Source organism: Nocardioides sp. GCM10030259 (genome assembly GCF_042666375.1).
Classification (GTDB): Bacteria; Actinomycetota; Actinomycetes; order Propionibacteriales; family Nocardioidaceae; genus Nocardioides.
In genome coordinates this window covers 39,753-57,741 of record NZ_JBHTDF010000019.1, presented here as the reverse complement: position 1 = coordinate 57,741, position 17,989 = coordinate 39,753, and the positions used below count along the sequence as shown (strand labels likewise).

Annotated in this window: 17 protein-coding genes; 10 read left to right on the top strand and 7 right to left on the bottom strand. The window is 72.6% G+C overall.

Annotation, left to right across the window (positions count from 1 at the left end; genetic code table 11):
- Nucleotides 1–68: 68 nt before the first annotated feature.
- A complete protein-coding gene (locus ACFQQI_RS16620) occupies nt 69–1,259 on the bottom strand; it encodes an alpha/beta fold hydrolase (protein WP_378565773.1) in 1,191 nt (396 codons plus the stop codon).
- 179 nt (nt 1,260–1,438) lie between these two features.
- Between ACFQQI_RS16620 and ACFQQI_RS16615 the strand changes: the two genes are divergently transcribed.
- Both ACFQQI_RS16615 and ACFQQI_RS16610 read left to right on the top strand, forming a co-directional pair.
- Nucleotides 1,439–2,854 carry an NAD(P)/FAD-dependent oxidoreductase gene (locus tag ACFQQI_RS16615; protein WP_378565770.1) on the top strand — a complete coding sequence of 472 codons (1,416 nt, stop codon included), beginning with the start codon at nt 1,439–1,441 and terminating at the stop codon, nt 2,852–2,854.
- Nucleotides 2,854–3,339, top strand: coding sequence for a nuclear transport factor 2 family protein (locus ACFQQI_RS16610; protein ID WP_378565767.1), 486 nt, complete (start codon nt 2,854–2,856; stop codon nt 3,337–3,339). The genes ACFQQI_RS16615 and ACFQQI_RS16610 overlap by 1 nt, the downstream gene beginning before the upstream one ends.
- Before the next feature lie 4 nt (nt 3,340–3,343).
- Here the strand turns inward: ACFQQI_RS16610 and ACFQQI_RS16605 are convergent, their stop codons facing one another.
- Nucleotides 3,344–3,511, bottom strand: coding sequence for a hypothetical protein (locus tag ACFQQI_RS16605; protein ID WP_378565764.1), 168 nt, complete (start codon nt 3,509–3,511; stop codon nt 3,344–3,346).
- A 205-nt stretch (nt 3,512–3,716) separates the two neighbouring features.
- Here ACFQQI_RS16605 and ACFQQI_RS16600 point away from each other — a divergent pair, with 205 nt between their 5' ends.
- The gene (locus ACFQQI_RS16600; RefSeq protein WP_378565761.1) at nt 3,717–7,892 is read left to right on the top strand and encodes a BTAD domain-containing putative transcriptional regulator; all 4,176 of its coding nucleotides are present in this window, start codon (nt 3,717–3,719) and stop codon (nt 7,890–7,892) included.
- On the opposite strand, the gene ACFQQI_RS16595 is transcribed toward ACFQQI_RS16600, so the two are convergent.
- Nucleotides 7,889–8,185 carry a hypothetical protein gene (locus ACFQQI_RS16595; protein ID WP_378565758.1) on the bottom strand — a complete coding sequence of 99 codons (297 nt, stop codon included), beginning with the start codon at nt 8,183–8,185 and terminating at the stop codon, nt 7,889–7,891. The genes ACFQQI_RS16600 and ACFQQI_RS16595 overlap by 4 nt on opposite strands.
- A 150-nt stretch (nt 8,186–8,335) precedes the next feature.
- Between ACFQQI_RS16595 and ACFQQI_RS16590 the strand changes: the two genes are divergently transcribed.
- Nucleotides 8,336–8,623 (top strand): hypothetical protein, encoded by a 288-nt coding sequence (locus ACFQQI_RS16590; RefSeq protein WP_378565755.1) that lies wholly within the window; start codon nt 8,336–8,338, stop codon nt 8,621–8,623.
- A gap of 16 nt (nt 8,624–8,639) precedes the next feature.
- On the opposite strand, the gene ACFQQI_RS16585 is transcribed toward ACFQQI_RS16590, so the two are convergent.
- Nucleotides 8,640–10,076: a PLP-dependent aminotransferase family protein gene (locus ACFQQI_RS16585; RefSeq protein WP_378565752.1), complete on the bottom strand. Its 1,437-nt coding sequence runs from the start codon at nt 10,074–10,076 to the stop codon at nt 8,640–8,642.
- Between the two features lie 62 nt (nt 10,077–10,138).
- Here ACFQQI_RS16585 and ACFQQI_RS16580 point away from each other — a divergent pair, with 62 nt between their 5' ends.
- On the top strand, nt 10,139–10,804 hold the full coding sequence (locus ACFQQI_RS16580) for a YitT family protein (RefSeq protein ID WP_378565749.1): 666 nt from the start codon (nt 10,139–10,141) through the stop codon (nt 10,802–10,804).
- Here the strand turns inward: ACFQQI_RS16580 and ACFQQI_RS16575 are convergent.
- Entirely contained in the window at nt 10,801–11,694 is an 894-nt protein-coding gene (locus ACFQQI_RS16575) for a DUF2515 family protein (protein ID WP_378565746.1), read from the bottom strand. The two genes, ACFQQI_RS16580 and ACFQQI_RS16575, sit on opposite strands and share 4 nt — an antisense overlap.
- 13 nt (nt 11,695–11,707) lie before the next feature.
- Nucleotides 11,708–12,274, bottom strand: a complete 567-nt coding sequence (locus ACFQQI_RS16570; RefSeq protein WP_378565743.1) for an O-methyltransferase — start codon at nt 12,272–12,274, stop codon at nt 11,708–11,710.
- A gap of 381 nt (nt 12,275–12,655) precedes the next feature.
- Here ACFQQI_RS16570 and ACFQQI_RS16565 point away from each other — a divergent pair, with 381 nt between their 5' ends.
- The 3 genes from ACFQQI_RS16565 to ACFQQI_RS16555 all read left to right on the top strand — a co-directional run bounded on the left by ACFQQI_RS16565 (nt 12,656) and on the right by ACFQQI_RS16555 (nt 15,047).
- On the top strand, nt 12,656–12,793 hold the full coding sequence (locus tag ACFQQI_RS16565) for a hypothetical protein (RefSeq protein WP_378565740.1): 138 nt from the start codon (nt 12,656–12,658) through the stop codon (nt 12,791–12,793).
- Between the two features lie 11 nt (nt 12,794–12,804).
- Nucleotides 12,805–13,881, top strand: a complete 1,077-nt coding sequence (locus ACFQQI_RS16560) for a 3-isopropylmalate dehydrogenase (protein ID WP_378565737.1) — start codon at nt 12,805–12,807, stop codon at nt 13,879–13,881.
- Nucleotides 13,882–13,973: 92 nt separating this feature from the next.
- Entirely contained in the window at nt 13,974–15,047 is a 1,074-nt protein-coding gene (locus ACFQQI_RS16555; RefSeq protein WP_378565733.1) for a branched-chain amino acid aminotransferase, read from the top strand.
- Nucleotides 15,048–15,192: 145 nt separating this feature from the next.
- Here the strand turns inward: ACFQQI_RS16555 and ACFQQI_RS16550 are convergent, their stop codons facing one another.
- On the bottom strand, nt 15,193–15,495 hold the full coding sequence (locus tag ACFQQI_RS16550; protein WP_378565730.1) for a GIY-YIG nuclease family protein: 303 nt from the start codon (nt 15,493–15,495) through the stop codon (nt 15,193–15,195).
- A 306-nt stretch (nt 15,496–15,801) separates the two neighbouring features.
- On the opposite strand from ACFQQI_RS16550, the gene ACFQQI_RS16545 reads away from it, so the two are divergent.
- Nucleotides 15,802–16,830 carry an iron-siderophore ABC transporter substrate-binding protein gene (locus ACFQQI_RS16545; protein ID WP_378565727.1) on the top strand — a complete coding sequence of 343 codons (1,029 nt, stop codon included), beginning with the start codon at nt 15,802–15,804 and terminating at the stop codon, nt 16,828–16,830.
- 47 nt (nt 16,831–16,877) lie between these two features.
- Nucleotides 16,878–17,942: an ABC transporter substrate-binding protein gene (locus ACFQQI_RS16540; protein ID WP_378565724.1), complete on the top strand. Its 1,065-nt coding sequence runs from the start codon at nt 16,878–16,880 to the stop codon at nt 17,940–17,942.
- Nucleotides 17,943–17,989: the final 47 nt, after the last annotated feature.

Sequence of the window (17,989 nt, the reverse complement as noted above, 5' to 3'; positions counted from 1 at the left end):
GAGGTCGGGATCGTGGCCCGCACGATCTGGAATCCTCTGTACCGGGTAGTGGCGGAGGTGGCCCCGCGTCACGCCAGGAAGGCGTCGATCCGGTCGACGACGTCGGGCCAGGCCGGCTCGTCCTGCAGCACGACGTGGTTCCCGCTGTCCACGAGGTGCAGGACGCTGGACGGGATGAGCGCGGCGAGCTCACGCGCCTGCGACTCAGGCACCCGCCGGTCCCGCCGGGCGTGCAGGATCAGCGTCGGGCAGGCGACCTGCGGCGCGATCGCCGACACGTCGAGGTCGGCGAAGGCCTCGAGGAAGTGCACCACGTTCTCGGTCGAGGTGGTGGCTCGCTGCATCTCGTTGAAGGCGTCCCACAGCGCTCGCGGCGCGTCGGGGAGGAACTGGGCCGCGAACACCTGGCGGAACGCCGGGTCGTCCCTGCGCCAGGCCACGCGGGCCACGCGCAGGTCGAGGTCCGCCTCCTCCCGCTCCTCCACGGTGGCGGCCCGCTTCAGCCGCCCGCGGGCGTAGGCGCCGACGAGCACGAGGTGGGTCACCCGGTCCGGGTGGCGCACGGCGTACGCCACCGCCACCGCGCCGCCCTGGGAGAGCCCGATGAGCGGGAACCTCTCCAGGCCGACCGAGTCGATGACGAGCTCGAGGTCCTCCACCCACGCGTCGAGGCTGAAGTCGGTGACCTGCCAGTCGGACAGCCCGCACCCGCGTTCGTCGTACCGGATGAGGCGGCGGCCGTCGGAGAGGGCGTCGATCCAGTGCGCCCAGATCGGGCTCTGCCACTCGAGGTCGAGGTGGGTCAGCCAGTTCGCGGCCTTGACCAGCGGCGGCCCCGACCCGGACGTCGCGTAGGCGATCGAGACGCCGTCCGGCGAGTGGCAGTAGCGGATCTCCTGGGTGTCCCGGTGCCGGACCGGGGGCAACGCCACCGGGTCGGGGAGGTACGTCGTGCCGTCGACGACGTCGCCGCGGAACCGGTAGCCGACGCCGTGCACGGTCGCGATCAGCCGCTGCCCCTGGCCGTCGTCGCCGACGGCTCTCCGGGCCGCCTTGAGGCGGCTGGTCAGGGTGGCGTCGCTGACGAACCGGTCGCCCCACACCTCGTCGAGGAGCTCGGCCTTGGGGACGACGCGGTCGCGGTGCTGGAGCAGGTGGACCAGCACGTCGAAGACCTGGGGCTCGACGTGCACGGGACGGCCGCCCCGCCGCAGCTCCCGGCGGCGGGGGTCGAGCTCGCAGTCCTCGAAGCGGTACACGGAGGACCCCCTCCCTGCCCCACCCAGTGTCGGCCCGCACCCGGACGGCGACAACCCACTTCCGGCCGGCCTTCTCCGGGCAATCTCCAGATCCTCTCCACGACCTGCCGCGGGCCGACCCTCACCGTGGATCCCCACGAAGGCCGGCCCGCAGGGGACCGGCCGCGGAGGAGGACACGATGAGGACACGAACGGGGCGAGGCAGCCGGGCTGTCGTGCTGGGGGCAGGCATCGGCGGACTGGTCGCCGCTCGAGTCCTCGCCGACACCTTCGACGAGGTGACGATCGTCGAGCGCGACGTCATGCCGGGCGGGGGCCGGGGCAGACGAGGGGTGCCGCAGGGCCGGCACGTGCACGGCATGCAGTCCGGCGGACTGCAGCTGCTCGGGGATCTCTTCCCCGACCTGCGGACCCAGCTCGCCGAGGACGGTGCGCGCGAGGTCCACGACCTCAGTCGGCTGTGGCTCCGGTTCTCCGGCCGGCTGCTGAGCCAGGCGGAGGTGCCGATCGCGCCCGTCCTGTCGGTCACCCGTCCACACCTGGAGTGGCGGATGCGGCAGCGCGTCCGCGGGCTGCCCGGTGTCCACATCGCCGAGGGCCTCGACGTCCTGGGGGTCGCGTCCGAGATCGACGGCGACCGGGTCCGGGTGACCGGGGCCCGCGTGGCGCCCGCGGCCAGCCGGGACGCGGAGGAACGCGTCATCGACGCCGACCTCGTCGTCGACGCCACGGGCCGCGGGAGCCGTACGCCGGTGTGGCTGGAGGAGCTCGGCCACAGCCGCCCCGAGGAGGACCGGACGGTGGTGCAGATCGGCTACGCCAGCCAGACCGTCCGCCTGCCGCGCGCGCACTACCCGCAGGACCTGGTCATCGAGGGACGCGCGCCCGGACGTCGCAACGGCTTCGCCGCGTTCGCCGGCGAGGAGGGCCGCTGGACGGTCTCGATCATGTCGTACGGCGCGGCCGAGCACCCGCCGACCGACGCAGGCGAGCGGATGCGGCTCCTGGAGACCATGGCCCCGCCCTGGCTGGTCGATGCGCTGCACGCCGCCGAGCCGGTCGACGACGTGGCGCGGCACGCGCACCCCACCAGCATCTGGCGCCACTACGAGCGGCTCCGCCGACACCCCGCGGGGCTCGTGGCGTTCGGCGACGCCATCGCCGCCTTCAACCCGATCTACGGCACGGGGATGACGGTGGCGCTGAAGCAGGCGCTGGCGCTGCGCACCGCGCTGGTGGACGGGCCGGACGAGGACCTCCCGCGCCGGTTCTACCGGGCCGCGGTGCGTCCGCTCGGGGTCGCGTGGACGCTGTCGAACGGCGCCGACCTCGCCTACCCGGAGACCATCGGGCTGCGCACCCGCCGCGGCATGCTCATGGGGCGGTACGTCGAGCGGTTCTTGGGCGCCGCCGAGCACGACCCGGCGCTCGCCCGGCGCTTCCTCGCGGTCGTCGGCCTGGCCGACCCGCCGTCCGCCCTGCTCGCGCCGGCTGCCATCGCGAGGGTGCTGCGCTCGCCCACGCCGGCCGAGCCGGTGCTCCCGGAGCGGACCCGGATCGCGGTCGGCGAGACACGCGCGGAACACGTCGCCTGATGACCGCCGCACAGCCCGCGAGCGCGCTGGCGGCCGACTTGACGCGGCTCGCGCAGGACTCCGCCGCGGCGTACATCCGCGGAGACATCGACACCTACCTCGACCTGATCGACCACGACGACGACTTCACCCTGATGTCCCCCTTCGGTGGCCCGACGGTCCGCGGCTTCGTGGACACGCCGGAGGCCCGCGAGGAGACTCGCCGGTTCTTCGCCAGGGGTGGGGCGACCGTCGAGGTCGAGCAGGTCCTGGCGTCCGGCGACCTCGCCGTGCTGGTGCTCATCGAGCGGCAGCACGGCGAGGTCGGGGGCACTCCGGACCAGGACTGGTCGCTGCGGGTGACGCTGGTCCTCCGGTGCGAGCCGTCGGGCTGGGTGCTGGTGCACCGCCACGCCGACGCGCTCGTGCACCCGATCTCGTTCGATGTGCTGGGCGTGCTGGCGCGGGGTGAGTCGGCGGAGCTGGCGACCCGGCGCGACGCCTGATCGTTCAGGCGAACGACCGGTGCGTGTGCCCGGCGGAGCCCGGGGCCAGCGAGAGCAGCGCGCCCAGGTCGGGCTGCTGGAACGGAACGGAGGAGAAGTCGCCTGCGTAGTAGCCGTTGTGCGGGTGCGCGGTCCGGGAGGTGTAGGTGCCGGTCTCTTCCTCGATGATCATGGCCTTGCCTCTCGGTGCGTCTTGTGGATGCCTCCAGCACACGCTGTTCGGAGCCGATCCACGATCGGGCTGGGCGCACGGCGCGGGACGGTGTCCGACCCGTTCGAGGTGCCTCCCGTGCGGCCAGCACCACCCCCGGTGTGCGGTCACCCTCCCGCGCGCAATCCGATGTACACCGCCGGGAGCCGCGCCTAGAGTTGTGGAGGTGACCGGCACGGCGCCTGGATCATTGGACTCGGGTGCCGTCCACCTGCTCGGACGACGGGATCGGGTCGTCTTCTCGGCGCTCGCGCTGTCGCGGCCCGCCGCGCTGAGCCACCACCAGCTCGCGGAGGCGCTGTGGCCGGAGGGCCCGCCGACGTCGAGCGCGAAGGTCATCCAGGGGTGCGTGTCCCGCCTCCGCGGACAGTTCGGCGCGGACGCCATCACGACGCTCGACTCCGGGTACGTCCTGTCTCCCCACGCCGTCACGGAGGCGGACCGGTTCGAGCAGGCCATCAGCCGGGGCCGCGACCTGCTCGGGCTCGGGCAGGCCGACCGGGCCGCGTTCCTGCTGGACGAGCGGCTGCGAGCCTGGACCGGCGCGCCGTACGCCGAGCTCGACCACTGGCCACCGGCGGAGGCGGAGAACACGCGGTTCCTCGAGCTGAAGCTGCAGGGGGAGGAGCTCCTGGTCGACGCGCTCCTGGGGTCGGGCGACCTGAACCGGGCCGTCGTCCGGGCCCGGGCGTTCGCGGAGCAGGAGCCGCTGCGGGAGCGGCGTTGGGCCCAGCTCGCGCTGGCGGAGTACCGCATCGGGCAGCAGGCCGCGGCGCTCGACGCGCTGCGCCTGTGCCGGGTGCGGCTGTCCGACGAGCTCGGGATCGACCCTGGCCCGGAGGTGGTCGAGCTCGAGGTCGCGATCCTGCGACAGGACCCGGCTCTTGCTGCGCCCACGGCGGCCGCGTCTGACGAGCAGTGCCCGTGGCCCGGGCTGTCGCCCTACGGTCCGGCCGAGGCAGAGTCCTTCTTCGGCCGTGACGACGACATCGTCGCCGCACGCTCCGTGCTCGATGCCCGTGGCTGCCTGGCCGTGGTCGGCCCCTCCGGCATCGGCAAGTCGTCGTTCGTGCGCGCGGGCGTGGTGCCCGCGCTGCGCGAGGCGAACCGATCGGTCCAGCTGATCACGCCCAGTGCCCACGCTCGCGTCCACGGGGTCGCGGACGGGGTCGAGCCCGGGGTCGACGTACTCGTCGTCGACCAGGCCGAGGAGCTCTTCGCGCTGCCCGAGGCCGAACGTGCCGCGCTGCTCGACGGCGTCGACGCGCACCCGGGGCCGCGCATCATCGTGCTGCGCGCCGACCAGCTGACCGAGGTCGCGGCCCACCCGGGCCTGGCCCGGCTCGTCGAGCAGGGCCTGTTCCTGCTCGGCGGGCTCTCGACGGCCGGGCTGACCGCGGCCGTCGAGAAGCCGGCCGCCCAGCACGGGCTCCTCGTCGAACCCGGTCTGGTCGACCTCCTGCTGCGTGACCTCGAGGGTGAGCCGGCCGCGCTGCCGCTCTTCTCCCACGCGCTCGCCCAGACCTGGTCGCGTCGCGAGGGAAGGACGCTGACGGTCGCGGGCTACCGGGCGACCGGTGGCGTGCGCGGAGCCGTCGGGCGGTCCGCGGAGCGGGTGTACGCCGCCACGAACGCCGGTGACCGCACCGCGCTCCGGTCGCTGATGATGCGGCTGGTCAGCCTGGGATCCGAGGGTGAGCCGCACCGGGTGCGTGTCCCGGCGGACCAGCTCACGGACCCCCGTCACACGGACCTGGTGGACGCCCTGGTCCGGGCCCGACTGGTGACCAGGGACGCCGACACCCTTACGCTCACGCACGAGGCCCTGGTCGACGGCTGGCCCCGGCTCCGCGAGTGGCTCGACGAGGACGTCGACGGGCGTCGCGTCTTCCACCACCTGGCGGCGGCGGCCCGGGCGTGGGAGGAGCTGGGCCGCCCGGACAGCGAGCTCTACCGGGGGGTCCGCCTCGCCCGGGCGGTCGGCTGGGCGGAGACTGCTGACGTCGCCCTCACCGAGACGGAGGCGGCCTTCCTGCTGGCCGGTCGGCAGCTGGCCGACGCCGAGGCGGCCGCCCTCGAGGACCAGGTCCGCCGCCAGAAGCGCACGAACCGCGTGCTGCGTGGCTTGTTGATCGGCGTCGCCGTCCTGCTCGTCGCGGCCCTGGTGGCGGGCGTCCTCGCCGTCATCCAGGCTCGCCGGGCGGACCAGCAGTCGCTTGAAGCCATCTCCTCGGCGGTGGGCGCGAAGGCGCTCAAGACCGACGATCCCCAGCTCTCGCTGCTGCTGGCTGCGGCCGCGCACCAGGTCTCGCCCTCCGCCGACACGCTCCGGAGCCTCTCTTCGGCGGTCGCGAGCCGTCCTCTGCTCACCGGGCTCGTGTCGGTCCCGGACAGCGACTACATCGGCTTCATCGCAGCGGCCGGCGACCGGGTGTTCGCGATCGACAAGCGTCACATCGTGAGGTCTTTCGACACCGACCTCCGCCCGGTCGGCAGCTACGACGCCGGAGACGGCCACCGCGCCACGGTCGACCCGCCGCTCGCCGCCAACGACGACGTGCTGGTCGTGCCCGCCGCGCCCGGTGATGATCGTCCGATCCGCCTGATCGACCCGGCGTCGCTCACGGAGCTGCCGACCCGGCTCCGGGGTGTGCCGACGAACATCTTCGTCGTCGACGTGTCGCTGAGCGCCGACGGACGCAGGCTCGCCGTGGCGTACAGCCCGGCGATAAGGGAGCATCCCGCGGTCCAGGACGTCAACAACCGCATCAGGGTCTGGGACCTCGCGACCGGGCGCCCGGCCGGGCCGCCGATCGAGGCAGGGGGGGCATGGACCGGCGTCGGGCTCTCCGCGGACGGGAGGACCGTCCTGTCGAGCACGCCGGTGGCGGCGTACGACGTCGCCACCGGTGCCGTCCGGTGGCAGGCGGACGTCGCGACCTGGAACAACGCCCTGGACGTCCACGGAAACATGCTCGCCACGGCGAACGCCGACTCCTCGGCAGTGCAGCTCTACGACATCCGGACGGGCCGGCCCGGGTTCGCCCTGCTCGACGGCATCGGGGTGGTCGTGGACATCGTGTTCGCTCGTGACGGCAGGTCCGTGGCGGCGTCCGGCGAGGACGGCACCGCGGTCGTGTGGGACGTCCGGACGGGAGTGGCGGTCGAGACGCTCGACACGGGCGGGCCGCCGGGCTACGGCGTCGCATTCGCGAGTGACGGGGGCACGTTCTACGTGGCCAAGCCGCTGCGGCGCCAGCTCCAGTCCTGGGACCTGAGCGAGACCCACGGCTTCGTCCAGCGGATCGGCTTCAACCAGGCTCCGGGCTTCGCGAACGCCGAGCTGCGGTTCAGCCCGGACGCGACGAGGATGGCGAGCGCGGGCTGGATCGACACCGAGCTGGAGGAGTTGGCGCTGACAATCTTCGACCTGGACACGCGCCGCCAGTCCGACCTGCCCGTCATCGGCACCGAGTGGCTGCGCGCCGGAGCGTGGAACCCGGCGGGAGATCGATACGTCGCCGGCTATGGGGCGGGTTGGGTGCAGGTCGTCGACGCCGACGCGGGCCGCGAGGTCGGCCGGCGCAGCGTGACCGACCGTGGCATCGTCGCCGCGTCGTACCTCGGCCCCGAGCGCATCGGGGTAGCGACCGACGACGGGCGGCTCCTGCTGCTCGACGCCTCGTCGCTCGAGCAGGTCGGCACCACGCTCACGCTGCCCGAGGACGTCGCGGGCCTGGCGGGATTCGCCGACGGCAGGACGGCCGTGGTCCTCGGCAAGGGCTCGGACCCGCGCGTCACCTGGGCACCCGGGGGACGGACCTGGTACCGCGTCGACCTGGTCTCCGGCAAGGTCGTGCAGTCGGGTCGGTTGACGATGCGCCACGGCCTGGCCCTCGCCCTGGCGCCCGACGAGTCACGCGTCGCCTTCGGCGGTCTCGACGGGGAGGTCGAGATCGTTGACCTCGAGTCGGGGCGTTCCGTCCGGCCGGCCGTCACCGACGGCGCGGGCGACGTGCACCACCTTGCCTTCGATCCCGAGGGCGACCGGCTGGCGACCGGCTCCCGTGGCGTGCCGATGGGGCTCTGGGACGTGGCGACCGGCACGCCGCTGGCGTCGTCCGACCTTCCGGAGTACATGCCGGCGCCGCCTGCTGTCACCTTCGCGCCCAACGGCCGCATCCTCGCCGCGAGCATCACCGGCAGCGTCTTCGCGTGGGACGTCTCCGCGCGGGCGGCCGTCCGCTACGCCTGCGACGTCGCCGGGCGTGAGCTCACCCGCCTCGAGTGGGCCGATGCGTTCGGCGACGACGTGCCGTACCGACGCGTCTGCGCCCCCTAGACCCGGCAGATGTCGCCGGGGTGGCGGGCGCCGCGTCGCTCGGCGGCGTCGGGGGTGACCGCGCACCGCAGCTCCGGGAGCCCGCCGCACGGTCGGGTCGGGTGGTTCATGCAGGGCGCCGCTTCGGCCCGGCACAGGCGCTCGGCGGCGTCGGCCCCCACGAAGCACGGGGAGTCCGGGGCGGGCCGCTGGGCTGCCGCCGTGGATCCGTTGAAGACGAGCGCGGAGGCGGCGAGGGTGAGTGCCGCACCGAAGGTGAGGATGCGGCTCCGAGGGGTGGTCCTGGTGGTCATGGCCGAGCTCTTCTCGTGAGGAGGACCGGCTGATCCGGCCCTGCTCACTCACCGTCGACTGTGGCGGTGTCAGCTCGCCCCCGGCGCAGTAACGGCCCGGTATCGGGGAGGGTCATGGCGTGTGGCGGTCGGGGGTACAGGAGACCCATGGTGGATCCTGCACTGATCCGCATGCTGCGTGCCGGGCGCGACGAGGGCCACGACCTCGAGAAGGCGCTGGAGCACATGGCGCGCGTCTTCGGCCGTCACGAGACGGCGGAGCGGGTGGGCCCGCACTTCACGTGCTACGAGGCGAACGTGATCGCCTACGTGCTGGCTTCGAGCCGCCACCTCGACGCCGCCGTCGCCTGGTTGGAGGAGCACGCGGCCAGCGACACCGAGGAGGACACGCACGGGGGTCCCGAGTTCGACGCCGCGCACTACATCACGGGCAGCTGAGCCACGCCCCGCGGGCTCAGGCGACCATGACCCGCTCGGTGCGGCCGGTGCGCGACCCCGGTCGGTCGCGCACCACGGCCCACGCGGCGGCGAGGCGTCGCACGGCCTCGGTGAGCTCCTCCACGGGGCGGGTCCAGGGGATGCGGACGAAGGTGTCGAGGCCACCCTCCGCGGCGAAGACCGGGCCCGGCGCGACGATGACGCCGAGCCGCTCCGCCTCGATGGTGACGGCCGTCGCGTGGGTGCCGGGCAGGCGGCACCACAGCGCGAGACCCCCGGTGGGGAGGTGGAACGTCCAGTCGGGCAGGTGCTCGCCGACCGCGGAGGCCAGGGCGTTCCGCTGCTCGCGCAACCGCTCGCGGTTGGCGGCCAGCACGTCGTCGGCATCGGCGAGCAGGCGCGTCAGCACGAGCTGCTCGAGCACCGGCGCGCCGAGGTCGAGGCTGATGCGGGCCTGGGTGAGCCGCTCCATCCGGTCCCGCGGCGCGCGGATCCAGCCGAGCCGCAGGCCGCCCCAGAACGCCTTGCTGGCGCTGCCGATCGTGATCGCGTCGGCGGCGTACGCCGCGAACGGTCGCGGCATGCGCTGCCCCTCGAGCGCCAGCGCCTGGTGGGCCTCGTCGACCACGGGGACGGTCCGGCTGCCGCGCAGGTGGGCGGCGTACTCCTCGCGCTGGGCGTCGGTCATCAGGTGCCCGGTGGGGTTCTGGAAGTCCGGGATCAGGTACGCCAGCCGCGGCGCGGTCTGGCGCAGCGTCGCCGCGACCGCCTGCAGGTCCCAGCCCTCGGGGTCGACCTCGCTCGGCACCAGCCGCGCGCCGGCGTGCCGCAGCGCGTCGGTCGCGTTGGGGTAGGTCGGCGACTCCACGAGCACCCGGTCGCCCGCGCTCGTGAACGCCTGCGCCACGACCGCGCCCGCTGTCAGCGCGCCCGGGGTGATCATCACCTGGGCGGGGTCCGTCGGCAGGCCGCGGGCGTCGTACGTCGCGGCGATCGCCGCCTGGAGCTCTGGCAGCCCGGCGGGGAAGTAGCCGTGCCCGCCGAGGTACGCCGGGAGGTCCGCCGCCGCCTCGGCGTACGCCCGCGCGATGCCGGGCGGAGCCGAGGGCGCCGCGCAGTTGAGGTCGATCGCGTCGCCGTCGCCGGGGCGGGGGAGCAGGGCGCGGTCGTGGGCCCGGCTGCGGCCGCCCGGCACCCGCGTGAACGTGCCCGCGCCGCGACGCGCCTCGGCGTACCCCGCCTCCTGGAGGGCGGCGTAGGCGCGCGTGACCGTGGTGCGCGAGACGCCGAGCGCCGAGGTCAGCTCGCGCTCGCTCGGGAGGCGGGTGTCGATGCCGATGCGGCCGTCGCCGATCAGCAGCGTCAACGCCTCGGCCAGCCCGGCGTAGGCGGGGGAGCGATCGAACGCGCCGACGAGGGTGGACACCCGGCCGGCGCTGATGGACGTGCTCATGCAGTCCACTCTCACACGATTGGCTATTGGGGAGAAGGCCAATCGGGCTCAGACTTGCCGTCGTGAGCACGATCGCCACCGCCCCCACCGGTCTCGCCGACCTCGGCCCGATCGCGCAGCTGCGCGCCGGGCGCCTGGCTCGCCGGCTGCCGCAGCTGTACGTCGGCCTCGTCGCGTACGGCGTCTCGCTCGCGCTCATGGTGCGCGGCGACCTCGGTCTGGCTCCGTGGGACGTGCTGCACTCCGGCCTGATCCGGCACCTGCCGATCACGCTCGGTCAGGCGGTCGTGCTGATGAGCTTCGTCGTGCTCATCCTCTGGATCCCGCTGCGCGAGAAGCCCGGCCTCGGCACGATCTCGAACGCCCTCGTCGTCGGCTTCTCCGCCGACGCCACCCTCGCGCTGCTCGACCGCCCGGACGCGATGGCGCTGCGCGTCGGCCTGATGGTCGGCGGCATCGTGCTGTGCGGCCTGGCCAGCGCGATGTACATCGGCGCCCAGCTCGGCCGCGGCCCGCGCGACGGCCTGATGACCGGCCTGGCGCGGCGCACCGGTCGGTCGCTGCGGCTGGTGCGCACCGGCCTCGAGGTCACGGTCGTGGTCGTCGGGCTGCTGCTCGGCGGGACGCTCGGTCTCGGGACCGTCCTCTACGCCCTGGCGATCGGACCGCTCACCCAGCTGTGGCTGCCGGCGTGGACGATCCCGGTGCGGGCGCAGCTCGACGACTAGCCCGGCCGGGACCGGGGCGCCATGCAGGGCATGGCAGCGTGCACGCTCGCCTCCTCCACGATCCGCTGCACGGTGGCCTCGATCAGCCGGGTGTCGGCGTCGAACCGCCGGAAGCGCGGGACGACGCTGGTGGAGATCCAGCGCCAGCGGTCGTCGTACCGGGTGATGCGTGGCCACGAGCCGGCGCGCAGGACGTCGGGCATGCCGCGGGTGAGCGAGGTCAGGTAGAACGACGTGAAGTACGCCGCCTCGCGACGCGGGCCGCGCACCTCGAACGTCGTGGCGGCGCCGATCGACACGAGCCGCGCGGACATGCACGAGAGCCGGTCGAAGTGCGGCTGCACCAGCGCCCGCTGCTCGTGCTCGAGGAGCTGGACGTTGCCCGTCCACACCAGGTCCTCGGCGTCCCGTCGCGCGTCGGCCGTGGCGGCCGGGTCCTCGAGCACGCGACGTCCCCGGTCGATGGTCTCGAAGCCCGCGAGGATCGACGCGTAGCCGGGCTCCGGGGCGAGCAGTCGGCGCACCAGCCCGATCCCGCCGCTGAGGTAGGCGCGATGCACCCAGAAGATGTCGTCGAAGATCGCGTTGTTCGTGACGCGGATCGTATCGACGTCCATCGTGCGGAGGACCTTCCGTCGTCCGAGGCTGCGCGGGAGGTCGACGAACCCGGCCCGGTCGGTGTCCAGCCGCAGGGGGAACAGCGCGAGCCGCACGTGGTGGGAGGCGAACGCCGCCATCCCCGCCCACTTGAGGCAGGTCGGCAGCTCCAGGTAGGTGCGCGCGTAGTGCGACGAGATGTCGACGTTGCGGTGGAACGCGCAGGACGGCTCGGTCAGCAGCCCCTCGACGTGCGCCTTCCACCCAGCCACGGTGTCCGGCACGTCGTCCATGTCGCGCTCCGCGTCACCGTTTCGTCGCGAGGACGACCGAGGCGTCGGGGGCGACCATCACCTCGACCGCGGTGAACCGGTCGTCGGTGAGCCACTGCTCGCGCAGCGTGTCGACGCGGCCGTACGTCACCGGCGGCCACATCTCGCAGGGGGTGAAGTCGTCGAGCACGACGATGCCGCCCTCCTCGACGAGGTCGGCGATCGCGTCGACGCTGACCTCGGTCGGCTCGCCGGAGTCCAGGAACAGCAGGGAGAACGGGCCCTGGTCCAGCAGGGTGGACCAGTCCGCCGAGCGGACCTCGACCTGCGGGTCGTCCTCGAAGATCTCGGCGGCCGCGTCGGCCAGCTTCGCGTCGAGCTCGGCGGTGAGGATCGTGGCGTCACCGCGCAGGCCCGAGCGCAGCCAGGCGGTGCCGACGCCGCAGCCGGTGCCGAACTCGGCCATGGTCCCGGAGCGCGTGGCGGCCAGCGCCGCCAGCAGTCGGCCGGTCTCGTTGCGGCAGAACGAGACGTACCCGGCCTTGCGGGAGACCTCGAAGGCCCGCGACACGATCTCGGGAAGGTCCGGGGGAGCGCTCATATTTCGAGTCTTTCATTCCGGGACGGTTGTCTCGCATCTCGAACACTCTGTGAAATCCAGTGTCGCCGATCCCGGCCACACCGTACGGTGGTCGCACCATGCGGAGCGTCTTCGTACTCATCGACTGCCGCGGCGGGGCCTGACAGAGAGGCCACCTCGCCGCGGTGTTCGGCGTGGACGGTCTCTCGGCACATCTGGATCGAAGATGTCTCCGCGGCGACCGAGCGCCCGACAGCACGGCGCGACCCGCCTCCTGATGGTTCTCCTTCATCTCGTGTGATCCGCGAGCGATTGCTCTCGTTGCGGACCATCTTCGTTCCAGGTGTACCGGGACCGCACGGACACCTCACCGAAGAAACACACACGAGAAAGAGCAAGCCGATGTACGACATGTACCCCGAGTGGGGACCCGCCCAGCACCACCCCGAGAACCCGCACAGCCACGAGAACGTCGCCGCCGCCGTGCAGGCGTCGCTCGACCTGCGGGACAACGGCGGCCAGCGCCCCGACGACAACTAGCCTCTGGCCCCATGACGACTGACTCGAACGCACCCGCGGGCACGATCCGCCTCGCCGTCATCCCCGGCGACGGCATCGGTCAGGAGGTGACGGCCGAGGCGCTCAAGGTGCTCGAGGTCGCGGCCCCGGCCGGCGTGAAGTTCGAGCAGACCCGCTACGACCTCGGCGCCGAGCGCTACCTCGCGACCGGCGAGGTGCTGCCCGACTCCGTGCTCGGCGAGATCCGCGAGCACGACGCCATCCTCCTCGGCGCGGTCGGCGGGAAGCCCAACGACCCCAACCTGCCCCCGGGCATCCTCGAGCGCGGCCTGCTGCTGCGGCTCCGCTTCGAGCTCGACCACTACGTGAACCTCCGACCGTCCCGGATCTTCCCGGGCGTCCCCGGCCCGCTCGCCGCGCCGGGCGAGGTGGACTTCGTGGTCGTCCGCGAGGGCACCGAGGGGCCCTACACCGGCAACGGCGGCGCGCTGCGCGTCGGAACACCGGCGGAGATCGCCACCGAGGTCTCGGTCAACACGGCGTACGGCGTCGAGCGGGTCGTCCGCGACGCGTTCGCCCGCGCCCAGCGGCGCCCGCGCAAGAAGCTGACACTGGTCCACAAGACCAACGTGCTCACGAACGCCGGCTCTCTGTGGTGGCGGCTCTTCCAGTCCGTGGCGGCCGAGCACCCCGACGTCACGACCGACTACATGCACATCGACGCGGCGATGATCTTCATGACCACCGACCCGTCGCGCTTCGACGTGATCGTCACCGACAACCTCTTCGGCGACATCATCACCGACCTGGCCGCCGCCATCACCGGCGGCATCGGCCTCGCGGCCTCCGGCAACGTCAACCCCGACCGGACGGCCCCGTCGATGTTCGAGCCCGTGCACGGCTCCGCGCCCGACATCGCCGGCCAGCAGAAGGCCGACCCCACCGCCGCGATCCTCTCGGCGTCGCTGCTGCTCGACCACCTCGGGTACGCCGACGCCGCCGCGGCCATCGAGACCGCGGCCATCGACGACCTCGCCGCCCGGGCGCCGGGCGCGACCCGTCGTACCTCCGAGGTCGGCGACGCGATCGCTGCCCGAGTAGCCGGCTGAGGCTGCCTTCGTCGACGTCCACCGACGGCCGGGCACACGTTCGTGTGCCCGGCCGGTCTCATTTAGTAGGAAGGGCGACTAAGTTGTCCCCCATGGAGATCAGCACCACCCGGTCGAGCGCTCCGGTCTCCGACGAGCGCCTCGCCGAGATCCTCGCGAACCCCGGCTTCGGCCAGCACTTCACGGACCACATGCTCACGGTCGAGTGGACCCCCGACGCCGGCTGGCACGGCGCGCGCATCGAGCCCTACGGGCCGCTGACGCTCGACCCCGCCACGGCCGTCCTGCACTACGCGCAGGAGACGTTCGAGGGCATGAAGGCGTACCGCCGCGACGACGGCTCCATCTGGACCTTCCGGCCGGAGGAGAACGCCGCCCGCATGGTGCGCTCGAGCCATCGGCTCGCCTTCCCGGTGCTCGAGGTCGACGACTTCGTGCAGGCCGTGGACGCGCTCGTCGAGATCGACCAGCGCTGGGTCCCGGACGCCGAGGGGGAGAAGAGCCTCTACCTGCGGCCGTTCATGATCGCCACCGAGAAGTTCCTCGGCGTCAGGCCGAGCCAGCACGTCACCTTCATGGTGATCGCCAGCCCCGCCGGCGCGTACTTCAAGGGCGGCGTCAAGCCGGTCACGCTGTGGCTCACCGAGGAGTACACCCGCGCCGGCCGCGGCGGCATGGGCGCGGCCAAGACCGGCGGCAACTACGCCTCCTCACTGGTCGCCCAGCAGGAGGCCATCGCCCAGGGCTGCGACCAGGTGGTGTTCCTCGACGCCCAGGAGGGGCAGTACGTCGAGGAGCTCGGCGGCATGAACATGTACTTCGTGCACGACGACGGCACCATCGTCACCCCCGAGACCGGCACCATCCTCGAGGGCATCACGCGGTCCAGCATCATCGAGCTGGCCGGCAAGCTCGGCCACCAGGTCGAGGAGCGACGGTTCTCGATCGACGAGTGGCGCGAGGGCGTGACGAGCGGCCGGATCACCGAGATCTTCGCGTGCGGCACCGCCGCGGTCGTGACGCCGGTCGGTGAGCTGCGCTGGGACGGCGGCTCGGCACCGGCGCCGCAGTCCGACGACCTCACGATGCGGATCCGCCAGGCACTGGTCGACATCCAGTACGGCCGCGCCGAGGACACCTTCGGCTGGATGCACCGCATCGTCTGACCCGACCGGCGGTCGAGCCTGTCGAGGCCCCTGCGGCGTGAGGGCCGCGGTTGGGTGCGGGGGTCTCGACGACGCTCGCTGGCGCTCGCTGCTCGACCACCGGGGCGGGGTTCGGGTGGTCGAGCCTGTCGAGACCCCGGAAGCCTCAGGTGTCGCGAGGAGGACGGTCCCGCCCGCGGGCCAGCGCAGGAAGGTCGGTGAAGCGCCCCTCGATGAGGGCGAGCCGCTTCGCCCGGCCCCACTTCCGCACGCGCTTCTCGAATGCGAACGCCTCGTCGATGCGTTCGAACTCACCGGCCCACGCGAGCTTCACGGGCCTTCGCCGGCGGATGCGCGTGTACGTCGCGCCGACTCCGAAGTTGTGCTCGGCGACGCGTCTCTCCAGGTCGACCGTGCTCCCGACGTAGTAGCTGCCGTCAGCGCACTCGAGGATGTAGGTCCAGGGCATGCCGATCTTCTGCCCGACCGCGCACGGTGACGAACGATCCCGTTGCGATCTGTGGAGAAGCGAGCGCAGCGCCGGGATACCGGTGGTCGAGCCTGTCGAGACCCCTGCGGCGTGCGCGTCGTCGTGGGGTGCGGGGGTCTCGACGACGCTCGCTGGCGCTCGCTGCTCGACCACCGGGGGCGGGGTTCGGGTGGTCGAGCCTGTCGAGACCCCTGCAGCACGCTCGCTGCTCGACCACCGGACCCGGTGTCGCGTGCGGAAGCCGGGGGGCTAAGGTAAGGCTCACCTTACTGAGAGGCGTTGGCCATGCGTGTTCGTGCCGCCGCGGCTGCGGCGCTGGTGCTTCCCCTGTTCGCGACCGCGTGCGGATCCGACGGCCCCGCAGGATCGGACGACACGGAGCCCGTGGACTCCGGCGGCGCGGCGGCGTTCCCGGTCACCGTCGAGCACCGGCTCGGCGAGACCGTGGTCCCGGAGGCCCCTGAGCGGGTCGTCAGCGTCGGGCTCACCGAGCAGGACGTGCTGCTCGAGCTCGGCGTGACGCCCGTCGCCGTCACCGAGTGGTACGGCGAGCAGCCGCACGCGACCTGGCCGTGGGCCCAGGACCTGCTCGGTGACGCGGAGCCGGTCGTGCTCAGCCAGTCCGACGGCATCGAGTTCGAGAAGATCGCGGAGCTCGAGCCGGACCTGATCATCGGCACGAACTCGGGCATGACGAAGAAGGACTACGAGCTGCTGTCGGCGATCGCGCCGACCGTCACGAACGTCGCGGGCTCGACGCCGTACTTCTCGCCCTGGCAGGACCAGGTCCTCCAGGTCGCTCGGTCGCTCGGCCGCGAGGCCGACGGACAGGCGCTCGTCGACGAGGTGGAGGGCAGGTTCGCCGAGGTTCGTGCCGACCACCCCGAGTGGGAGGGTCTGACCGCGACGTTCTCGCAGGGTGGGCCGTACGACGGCATCCTCTACGTCTACCCCGACGGGCTGAGCACCAGCTTCCTCACCGACCTCGGCTTCACGATGACCGAGGGTCTCGAGGGCTTCGCGCCCGACATCGGGTCGCAGGCCGAGATCTCGGCCGAGAACACCGCCCTGATCGAGGCCGACGTCGTCGTCTTCGCCACCGAGGACGCCGACATGTTCGAGCAGCTGCAGGGCTTCGGCACCATCGACACCCTGCCGGCCGTCACCGAGAACCGGACGGTCTACGCCGACGGCACCCTGGCCGGTGCCCTCTACTTCCTCACCCCGCTCAGCCTGGAGTACGCCCTCGACCGGCTCACGCCGATGCTCGAGCAGGCCGTCGACGGTGAGGCCCCGCGCGAGTTCCCTGCCTGAGGGACGCGCTCGACCACCCCATGTCTCGGGACCGACCAAGGAGAGAAATGAACACCAGTCGCCGCCGCTTCCTCGCCGGCCTGTCCGTGCTGGCCGTCGCACCCGTCCTCGCCGCCTGCGGCGACGACAGCGACTCCGGCAGCACCGGCAGCACCGGCAGCGACACCGGGTCCTCTGCCGGCCCCGAGGAGGGTGCCTTCCCCGTCACGATCACGCACAAGTACGGCGAGACCACGATCGAGAAGGCCCCGGAGCGGGTCGTCTGCATCGGCTACACCGAGCAGGACACGCTGATGGCCCTCGGCGTGGTGCCGGTCGGCGTGACGTACTGGTTCGGCGACGAGGAGCTCAAGGGCGTCTACCCGTGGGCGCAGGAGCACCTCGGCGACGCCGAGCTGCCGACGATGCTCAAGGACACCAACGGCGTCGAGATCGAGAAGATCGCGGCTCTCGCGCCGGACCTGATCATCGGGCAGTACTCCGGCCTGACCGAGCAGGACTACAAGAAGCTCTCCGCGATGGGGGTCCCGGTCGTCGCCCAGAACGGCGACTACGCCGACTACGGCACCCCGTGGGAGGAGGCGGCTCTCACCGTCGGCACCGCGATCGGCCAGCCGAAGGCGGCGCAGGAGCTCATCGACTCCGTGAAGCAGCGCATCGCCGACGAGGCCGCGGCGCACCCCGAGTTCGAGGGCCAGACCGCCGCGGTCGTCACGCCGTACGAAGGCCTCTTCATCTACGGTCCCGAGGACCCGCGCTCGCGGATGCTCACCGACCTCGGCTTCGACCTGCACGAGCTCATCACCACCGCGGACGACAGCGAGTTCGGCATCTCGCTGAGCGCCGAGCGCACCTCCGACCTCGGCGACATCGGCACCGTCGTGTGGATCGACCTCGAGGCCGTCAAGCAGGTGAGCTCGATCTTCGGGTCGACGACCGCTGCCGAGGAGGGCCGCTGGGTCGACATCAGCGAGGCCGACGGCAGCTACTACGTGGCGCACAGCTTCGTGACGCCGCTGAGCATCCCCTACGTCCTCGATCGCTACGTCCCGCAGCTCGCCGCGGCCGCCGACGGTGACCCGAAGACCGAGCCTCCGGCCGCCCAGGCCTGATCCGCGACGCGAAAGGAGCCCGGCCCCGCGAGGGGGCCGGGCTCCTT